1 protein-coding gene is annotated in these 236 nt (G+C 68.2%); it reads left to right on the top strand.

Annotation, left to right across the window (positions count from 1 at the left end; translation table 11 throughout):
- Positions 1-236 (top strand): hypothetical protein (locus PU683_RS21910; RefSeq protein WP_277174644.1); only part of this gene is annotated, 236 nt, incomplete at both ends.

Below are 236 nucleotides of genomic sequence, written 5' to 3'. Positions count from 1 at the left end.
AGGAGGGCCGGGCGCTCGGCGAGGTGACCAAGTTCCTGGTCTACAACGCCCGCAAGCGCCAGCCGGGCGGCGACCAGGCGGCGACCTATTTCGAGCGCACCGAATGCGTCGCCGGCGTGCAGGACGCCCGCTTCCAGCAATTGATGCCCGACGTGCTGCACTGGCTGGGGATCACCCGCATCGACCGGTTCGTGTCGATGTCGAACATGAAGCACGAGGCCCTGACCGCGTCGGGG

Source organism: Candidatus Kosakonia sp. 282A-S69, assembly GCF_029433855.1.
Taxonomy (GTDB): domain Bacteria; phylum Pseudomonadota; class Gammaproteobacteria; order Enterobacterales; family Enterobacteriaceae; genus Kosakonia; species Kosakonia cowanii_A.
The sequence above is the reverse complement of the archived record's forward strand: the minus strand, read 5'-3'. Positions and strand labels throughout refer to the sequence as shown.